This is a genomic window from Actinophytocola sp., from assembly GCF_049647105.1.
Lineage (GTDB): Bacteria > Actinomycetota > Actinomycetes > Mycobacteriales > Pseudonocardiaceae > Actinophytocola.
This window is the reverse complement of the sequence record NZ_JBARWZ010000179.1, coordinates 20468-28365: the sequence shown is the minus strand read 5'-3', so window position 1 is coordinate 28365 and position 7898 is coordinate 20468. Positions and strand designations below refer to the sequence as shown.

The following is a 7898-nucleotide window of genomic DNA, read 5'->3' as shown; positions in this document are numbered from 1 at the left end:
GCCGAGCGACCCCGCACCTGCCGGGTTTACGGCCGGGCGCGGGCCGCCACGAGCTTGGCGTACCGCGCGCCCGCCGCGAGCAGCACCAGGCCGGCGACGAGGAACGCCGCCACCCTGGCCATGCCATCCAAAGAGGACAGATCGAAGAGGACGAGCTTGGCCAGCGCCGCGACCACCAGCGACAGGCCCGCGACGCGCATCGGCACCGAGTCGATGCCACGCAGCAGCAGGACCAGCGCGCTGACGGTCCACGACACTGTGACGAGCACGTGCCCGAGCAGGAACCCGTTGCGGTCGGGGGAGATCAGCAGGCCGACGGCGAGCAGCGCCGCGGTGGAGCCGTACAGCGCGAGTACCCCGGCGGAGATCCAGCCGTGCGGCGCGTACTCCTCCCTGGCGAGCACCTCGAGCCGGAAAGCGGCCCAGCACAGGACGATCGCGGTCGCGGCGAGCACGATCCCGGTCAGTCCCAGCGCGACTATCTGGCTTGTGCCGAGCGGCCACCTCGGCGGCTGGGTGACCATGTCGGGCCGTGCGGAGTAGGCCAGCGCGAGGACGAGCCCGATGAACCCGAACACGGCGGCGGGTACCAGCGCGACGGCGAGCCGGATGCGCACGGCGAGCACCGCGATGATCAGTGCCTCGGCGAGGAACGCGATGGCGCGTGCGTCCCCGTCGAAGGCGGTGGCGGTGGCCTGGAGGAACGCGAGCGCGCCCATGCCACCGGCCGACTGTGCGAACACGCGGGGCAGGGACGTGCGCAGGCCCAGCACCCAGACACCGAGAAGGAGCGTGCCGACCGCGGCGGGCAGGATCGCCGCGCCGAGGCGGGGGAACAGCAGCGCGGCGAGCATCCCGGGCACCGGTCCGACGAACAGCATGACGAGCGCGAAGTCGTCACCGTGCCTGCGCAGGGCGGTGGCCGTCGCGAGGAGGATGACGACACCGCTGGTGACGCCGGCGAGCACGGCCGTGATCGCCGCGTCGCCGCCCAGCGCGTTCGCGAGCCCGATGTTGATCACACACGCGACGACCGGCGGCAGCCCCGCGGCGAGCAGGAGCCCGCCCCACCGCTTGGCGAGCTGTACCGGTGTCGTGCCAACCAGCAGCACGAGCAGGAAACTCAGCAGCAACGTGTCGAACCCGCCGGTGATCACGGGCGCGGACACGGCACAGCACACGACGACGAACACGGCGAGCAGTTGCGAACCCCACCGGCCCGCGACGGCGACCCCGCCCGCGGTGACCGCCAGCCCGGCGACCAGCCCACCCCAGACGGGCAGGAAGTGGTAGAGCGAGGTGGCGGCGACGACGTCGAGGTACAGCACGGCGATGCCGGTCGCGGCGAGCGCGTAGGCGCCGGTGCGGGCGGTCGGGCTGCGGTGCAGCCAGGCGCCGATCCCGGCGAGCGCGAGACCAAGGCCCGCGCCGAGGAGCACGCGGGGGACCGGCCCGAGGTAGCCGCGCTGGATCGCGAGGACCAGGAGGAGCACCACGCCCGCGAGGGTGACCACGCCACCCGCCCAGGCGAGGATGCGGCTCCCCGCGCCGTCCCGGCTGAGGCGCTCCCAGAGCGTCGGTCCTGGCGGCTCCGGCGGCCGCCACTGGGCCTGAGGTGGCGGCGGAGCACCGGGGCCCGACCGGAACGAGCCGGGCGCGGCGTGCCAGGACGGGGCAGGTCCGAACGCGGCATACCCGGGTGCGGCGTATCCGGGCGGCGCGTATCCGGATGCTGCGTACCGGGGTGTCGGGGGCCCGGAGGCCGCTGGGTGGGGCGCGGAGTGCCCGGGATAGGCCGGGGTGGGCCCGGTTGCCGTGGGGCTGTGTCCGGAGGGCGTGGGGGTGGCCGTGGTTGGCCCGGACGTCGTGGAGCCGGGTGCGGGGGAAGCTGGCGCTGTCGAGGTGGGCGCGTCGGTCCCGGTCGCCGACGGCGTGTTTGCCGCGGCGCCTTGGCCGGTGGCGGCCGGGTTCGTCCCGGCGCCGGGAGTAGATGCGGCGAAGCCGCTCGCACCCGGCGTGCCGACGTGGTCGGCGGCCACCTCCGGTGGTACCGATCGCAGGGCGTGGAGCTCCGCGCCGATCTCACCCAGCCGGGTGCCTACTTCCAGCAGCGCGTCTGCCAATCGGGGGAGCGACGCCGATATCTGGTCAGCCATGTACCCAGTACAGCAACAGCGGGCCGCCGCCGAATCCGTACGACTACTCAGCCCGACGTCACGATGCGATCACCCGGCCATCGGTCACCCCCTGGTGGCTCGCACTGGACTGGAGTAATCCCGGAGGTCCCGGCAGGCCCGCCACCGGGTGGTGCACTATCTATGGTGTGAGTCCCGAAGATCCGGAGCGGTTATACGTCGCGTTGGGCCATAACCGGGGTGACTTCCGGTGGGACGCCCCTGCCAACCGCGGCCTGATCGATGAACACCTGCTGTGGTGCCTTGACCAGCGGGAACGCGGTTGGGTGCTGCCGGGCCGGGTGCCCGAGGACAACCTGACGATCTTCGCGGCGACCTCCCGTGCCGAGCTGGAGCGGGCGCTGGACCTCGATCCGCTCGTGGTCGCCGGGGTGCGCCGGTACGCGGTGTCGGGCTGTCACGCGACCGAGCCGGTGCCGGCGCCGGAGCCGCAGCGTTCCCACTGGCTGAGGTCGTAGCCCGGCCGGTCTCACCCCGCCCGTGCCGGATGCTTCACGTGTCGCTTCCGAGGTGTTCTGCCAGGGCGTCCAGCACCGGCACCTGCCCCTTGACCAGCTTCTCCCGCGCGACGGCGACGGACACCCACGCGGCGCGGTCGACCTCGGGGAACTCCTGCACACGCCCGGAGCCACGTGGCCATTCCAGCTCGAACGTGTTGCTGGCGAATCCGTCGAGGTCGAAGTCGCCATGGACGGCGAACGTCGTGACGGTCTTGCCGCCGGACTGCTTCACGGTGCCGAGCGGGACCGGCTCACCGCCGGGCGGCGGTGACCCCATCTCCTCGGCGAACTCGCGGCGCGCGGCGGCCAGGGGCTCCTCGCCGTCGGTGTACTCGCCCTTGGGGATGGACCACGCGCCCGCGTCCTTGCGGGCCCAGAACGGGCCGCCCATGTGCGCGATCAGCACCTCGAGCCCGTCCGTGCCACGGCGGTACAGGAGGAGCGCGGCGCTGGTCTTGGGCATGTCGGCAGCCTAGTGTCCCGTCCAGGCGGCGGGCCCGGACATGCGATTCGCAGTCGATTCGCAGTGAAATTGCAGGCGGCGCCGTGAGACTCGGCGACCATGCGGGAACCGAGTCCAGTCGACGAGTTCTTGGCCGTGGCCGCGCGGGCGCCCGACCGGCCTGCGCTGGTGCATGACGGCCAGTCGATCACCTACGGGGAGCTGCGCGCGCGGGCACGGGCGGTCGCGGCGGCGCTCGGGGACCGGCCTGGCATCGTCGGCGTGCCAGCGACCAGGACCCCGGACACGATCGCCACCCTGCTCGGGGTGTGGCTCGCGGGTGGTGCCTACTGCCCGCTCGACCCGGCGTTCCCGGCCGAGCGCCTTGCCGCGATGCGGGCCGTGTGCGACCGCGTGCCCGACGGTCCGGTGCCCGCGTACGTGCTGTTCACGTCGGGGTCCACCGGAGCGCCGAAACCCGTGGCGACGCCGGTGCGGGCGATCGCGACCGTCACCGCCGCGCTCCGCGACCTGTTCGGCATCACGTCCGCCGACCGGGTCCTGCAGTTCGCGTCGCTGAACTGGGACACCTGTTTCGAGGAGATTCTGCCCGCGCTCACCTCGGGCGCGACGCTGGTGCTCGACGCCGACGCGCACACCGGCTCGTTCGCGCGGTTCCTGCGTGTGGTCGAGCGTGAACAGGTCACGGTCCTGGACCTGCCGACCGCGTTCTGGCACGAGCTGGTGCACCACCTCACCGAGGGTGCCGAGGACCTGCCCGCCTGCGTGCGCCTGGTGATCACCGGCGGTGAGGCCGTCCGGCCGGAGCGCCTCGCCGACTGGCTTGTGCTCGGTACGGAGGCACGGCTGCTCAACACGTACGGCTGCACCGAGACCACGCTGATCACGCACGCGTGCGAGCTGGCCATGCCGTACGAGAGGGTGCCGATCGGGTATCCGCTGCCGCATGTCGTCGAGTACGTCGACGACGGGGAGCTGCTGATCGGCGGCCCGGCGCTCGCCATCGGCTACCTCGGCCTGCCGGACAAGACCGGGGAGCGGTTCACCGAGCGGGCGGGCACGCGGGTGTTCCGCACCGGTGACCGGGTCAGCCGCCGCCCCGACGGGATGCTCGTGCACGAGGGCAGGCTCGACGGCGAGGTCAAGATCCGCGGCATCCGCGTCGACCCGGCCGAGGTCGAGGCGCACCTGGTGCGGCACCCCGATGTCGTCGAGGCGGCGGTGGCCGGGGTGCGGACCGCGAACCACACGTCCCTCGCCGCGTACGTCGTCGTGCGGGACGGCGATGTCGAGCCCGCGTCGATCCTCACCGAGCTGCGCACGCGGGTACCGGGCCACCTCGTGCCCAGCAGGCTCACGGTCGTGCCGGAGCTGGTGCGCACGGCGAGCGGGAAGGTCGACCGGGCCGGCACACACGCGGCCGGATCCCTTGTCATGGAAGGAAAGCGATGAGTGTGCAGGACATCTTCCGCCGTGTGCTGGAGACCGGTGGCGTCGATGCCGCCATCAACGGGGACTCGGACTTCTTCGCGCTCGGCGGCGACTCGCTGCTCGCCACGCGGGTGCTGAGCGCGGTCGCCCGCACCCACGGGGTCGAGCTGACGTTCGACGACTTCGTGGCCGCGCCGACCCCGGACGCGCTGGCGAAGAGGATCGCGAGCGTGTCGCCGTGAAGGTCCTGATCGTGGGTGCCGGGCTCGCGGGGCTGACCGCCGCCGAGGACCTGGTGGCGCACGGCGCGGACGTCACGGTGTTCGAAGCCCGCGACCGGGTGGGCGGGCGGACGCACGGCGTCGAGGTCGCGCCGGGCCGGTGGGTCGACGCGGGCGCCGCCTACCTGGGTGACCGGCACACCGCGCTGCACGAGCAGATCACGCGGCTGGGGCTCAAGACCACCCCGACCACGATGACCGGCGACAGCCGCTTTCTGCTGGGGAAGGACGGGGAGACCCGGCACGGGCGGTTCCCGCCGCTGTCCGCGGTCGCGCTCGGCGAGATGTTCGACCTGCTCGACGAGCTGACCGCGGCCGTCGACCCGGTGGCCCCGTGGCAGACCCCGGACGCGGCCCGGCTCGACACGCTGACGGCGCAGGTGTGGGCCAGTGAGCACCTGCGGCACCCCGACGCGCGGCTGTTCTTCCCGCTGTTCCTCGGCGAGATGATGGCGGCCGACCCCGCTTCGGTGTCGATGCTGCACGTCGCGTTCTATCTCCGGTCCGGCGGCGGCACCCGCTACCTCAACGCGTTCGAGGGCGGTGCGCAGCAGGACCGTGTCGACGGCGGCGCGCACCAGCTGTGCGAACAGCTCGCAGCGGGCCTGGACGTGCGGCTGGGCACCGAGGTGCTCGGCGTGGTGAGCGACCACGCCGGTGTCACCGTCCACACCGGACAGGACGGGCACCGGGCCGACGCCGTCGTGGTGGCGGTGCCGCCGCTGCTCGCCGACCGCATCGACATCCCGGGGCTGCCGCACCGGCGGGCCGGGGACGACACCGGGCGTGGCTGCACGGTGAAGGTCAACCTCGTCTACCCGCAGCCGATCTGGCGCGACCACGGGCTGTCCGGCTGGTCGGTCAACGCAGAAGGGCCACTGTTGTCCACTGTGGACGACTCGCCGGCCTGGGGTGGCGCCGGGGTGCTGACCGGGTTCGTCACCGGTGCGGAGGCGCACCGGTACGGCGCGCTCACCGAGGCGGAGCAGCGGGAGGAAGCCGTCGCACAGGCGGGGCGGATCTTCCCGATGCTGCCAGAGCCGGTCGCCGTGCACGTCACCGACTGGACCAGTGAGCCGTACAGCAAGGGCTGCTACGCCGCGTTGTTCGGGCCGGGGGACTGGCAGCGGCTCGGGCAGCACCTCACCACCCCGCACGGCCGGATCCACTGGGCGGGCACCGAGACGAGCACCGAGTTCTTCGGGCTCATGGAAGGCGCGATCCGTTCGGGGCACCGGGCCGCCACCGAGATCATCGCGGAAGTCACGAACGAATGGAGCACCCTCCGATGAGTCAGACCTCGATCGCTCCCCTTGCGGTACGGGAGAAGTTCATGACCGAGCCCGACCTGGGTGCGGGCAACTTCCTGGACTACGCGCTGGCCGCGAACCCGAACCGGGACGTGCCGTTCGTGTTCAGCCACAACCGCGACCACCGCGGCGAGGTCGTGCTGCGCGGGCACAGCCTCGTCGACCTCGCGGCGATCCGTGAGCGGTACGCGAAGTGGTACTGGGCCAACGGGGTCCGGCCCGGTGAGCCGGTCGCGGTCGTCATCGCCGAGGGCCTGCCGCCGCTGCTGCACTTCCTCGCGCTCAACTCGCTCGGCGCGGTCCCGACGCTGGTCAACGACGCGATGCGGCCGGACGTGATGGTCCGCTACCTCGACCACGTCGGCGTCGTCGGCGTCATCGCCGACGACACCACCCGCCTCGCGTCCGCGTACCGGTCGGGTCTCGCGCGGCGCCCGAGGTTCGTCGCGCTGGCCGCGGAGGTGGAGGCAGGCGACGTGTCCGGTGTAGAGCTGCCTGCCGAGTACCCGTACCGGCACCAGGCCGACGACGTGGTCGCGCTGATCCACTCGTCGGGCACCACGGGCACGCCGAAGTCGACGATGCTGGCGCACCGGCAGTTCTGGGACGGCAAGCAGCCGCGCATGGTCCGGTTCCCCTCGGAGCCCTACGACAAGCTGATGTCGCTGATGCCGCACACACACGCGGGTGGGCTGAGCTACTTCCTCACGGCGATCCTGCTTGGACTGCCGGTGGTCGTGATGGCGGACTGGCGCCGTGCCGGGGTGGAGCCGGTGATGGAGGCGTTCCAGCCGACGATGGTCGCGTCGTTCCCGCGCACGTTCGTGGAGCTGGCGACCGGTGAGCCGCCGACGGCCGGTGCCGCGAAGGTGCACTCGTGGTTCAACACGGGCGACTCCGCGCACCACGGCCACATCCGCAAGCTGGTGCGGCTGGGTGAGCGGCCCGCCGGCCTGATCAAGCCGTGGCTGCTGCCATCGGACGCGGCCGCCGACGGGGCGTTGGCGGGTTCGCAGTTCATCGACGGGCTGGGCAGCTCCGAGATGGGCATGGCGCTGTTCGGGCAGGTCACGACACCGGAGTCGGCGCGAGCCGACCGGTGCGTCGGCAAACCGCTCGAGGTGGTGCACCAGGCCGCGGTGCTCGACGACGACGGCAACGAGGTGCCGGACGGGACCGTCGGGCTGCTCGGGGTGAAGACGCCGTCGCGGACCCCGGGCTACTGGAACAACGAGCGGCTGACCAGGTCGTTCGAGCTCAACGGTTTCTGGCTGACCGGTGACGTCGCCAGCCGAGACGCCGAGGGCAGCTTCTACCACCTCGACCGCACGGTCGACGTGATCGACACCGCCGCGGGCCCGGTGTACAGCCTGCCGATCGAGGAGGTGCTGCTCGCCGACTGCGACGAGATCGTGCAGGACTGCTCGGTGATCGGCGTGCCGGGCGGGGCCGCGCTGGTGCCGGTCGCGGTGGTGCGGCTGCAGGAGGACGCGGCGTCGTGGACCGAGGAGGCAATCCTCGAGCGGGCGAACAAGGAGCTGGCCGAGACCGGGTTGGCGCAGCTCGCGGCGGTGCGGATCGCGCGGGCGGCCGAGGACTTTCCGCTCGGCCCGACCGGCAAGGTGCTCAAGCGTGAGCTGAGGACCAGGCACACGGGTATGTTCGCCTGACACGAGCGAGACGGCAGCCGCCCCCGAACGTTCGAGGGCGGCTGCCGT

The 7898-nt window shown here is 72.4% G+C and carries 7 protein-coding genes; 5 read left to right on the top strand and 2 right to left on the bottom strand.

Going from position 1 to position 7898, the window contains the following annotated elements:
• Window positions 1-26: 26 nt before the first annotated feature.
• Window positions 27-2156: a DUF2339 domain-containing protein gene (locus WBA97_RS21980; RefSeq protein ID WP_424232772.1), complete on the bottom strand. Its 2130-nt coding sequence runs from the start codon at window positions 2154-2156 to the stop codon at window positions 27-29.
• Between the two features lie 203 nt (window positions 2157-2359).
• Between WBA97_RS21980 and WBA97_RS21975 the strand changes: the two genes are divergently transcribed.
• A complete protein-coding gene (locus WBA97_RS21975; RefSeq protein ID WP_424232771.1) occupies window positions 2360-2653 on the top strand; it encodes a hypothetical protein in 294 nt (97 codons plus the stop codon).
• A gap of 34 nt (window positions 2654-2687) precedes the next feature.
• On the opposite strand, the gene WBA97_RS21970 is transcribed toward WBA97_RS21975, so the two are convergent.
• Window positions 2688-3158, bottom strand: a complete 471-nt coding sequence (locus tag WBA97_RS21970) for an NUDIX domain-containing protein (RefSeq protein WP_424232770.1) — start codon at window positions 3156-3158, stop codon at window positions 2688-2690.
• Window positions 3159-3257: 99 nt separating this feature from the next.
• Here WBA97_RS21970 and WBA97_RS21965 point away from each other — a divergent pair, with 99 nt between their 5' ends.
• Genes WBA97_RS21965 through WBA97_RS21950 form a run of 4 tightly spaced genes read left to right on the top strand, consistent with a single transcriptional unit; the run spans window position 3258 to window position 7850 of the window.
• A complete protein-coding gene (locus tag WBA97_RS21965; protein WP_424232769.1) occupies window positions 3258-4610 on the top strand; it encodes an amino acid adenylation domain-containing protein in 1353 nt (450 codons plus the stop codon).
• Window positions 4607-4831 carry an acyl carrier protein gene (locus WBA97_RS21960; protein WP_424232768.1) on the top strand — a complete coding sequence of 75 codons (225 nt, stop codon included), beginning with the start codon at window positions 4607-4609 and terminating at the stop codon, window positions 4829-4831. The genes WBA97_RS21965 and WBA97_RS21960 overlap by 4 nt, the downstream gene beginning before the upstream one ends.
• A complete protein-coding gene (locus tag WBA97_RS21955) occupies window positions 4828-6162 on the top strand; it encodes a flavin monoamine oxidase family protein (RefSeq protein WP_424232767.1) in 1335 nt (444 codons plus the stop codon). Before WBA97_RS21960 ends, WBA97_RS21955 begins: the two co-directional genes overlap by 4 nt.
• The gene (locus tag WBA97_RS21950; protein ID WP_424232766.1) at window positions 6159-7850 is read left to right on the top strand and encodes a class I adenylate-forming enzyme family protein; all 1692 of its coding nucleotides are present in this window, start codon (window positions 6159-6161) and stop codon (window positions 7848-7850) included. Before WBA97_RS21955 ends, WBA97_RS21950 begins: the two co-directional genes overlap by 4 nt.
• Window positions 7851-7898 lie beyond the last annotated feature (48 nt).

Excerpts from the sequence above, each read along its gene's own strand:
- WBA97_RS21980 (WP_424232772.1), bottom strand. The coding sequence starts at position 2,156 with ATGGCTGACCAGATATCGGCGTCGCTCCCCCGATTGGCAGACGCGCTG.
- WBA97_RS21970 (WP_424232770.1), bottom strand. The coding sequence starts at position 3,158 with ATGCCCAAGACCAGCGCCGCGCTCCTCCTGTACCGCCGTGGCACGGAC.
- WBA97_RS21965 (WP_424232769.1), top strand. The coding sequence starts at position 3,258 with ATGCGGGAACCGAGTCCAGTCGACGAGTTCTTGGCCGTGGCCGCGCGG.
- WBA97_RS21960 (WP_424232768.1), top strand. The coding sequence starts at position 4,607 with ATGAGTGTGCAGGACATCTTCCGCCGTGTGCTGGAGACCGGTGGCGTC.
- WBA97_RS21950 (WP_424232766.1), top strand. The coding sequence starts at position 6,159 with ATGAGTCAGACCTCGATCGCTCCCCTTGCGGTACGGGAGAAGTTCATG.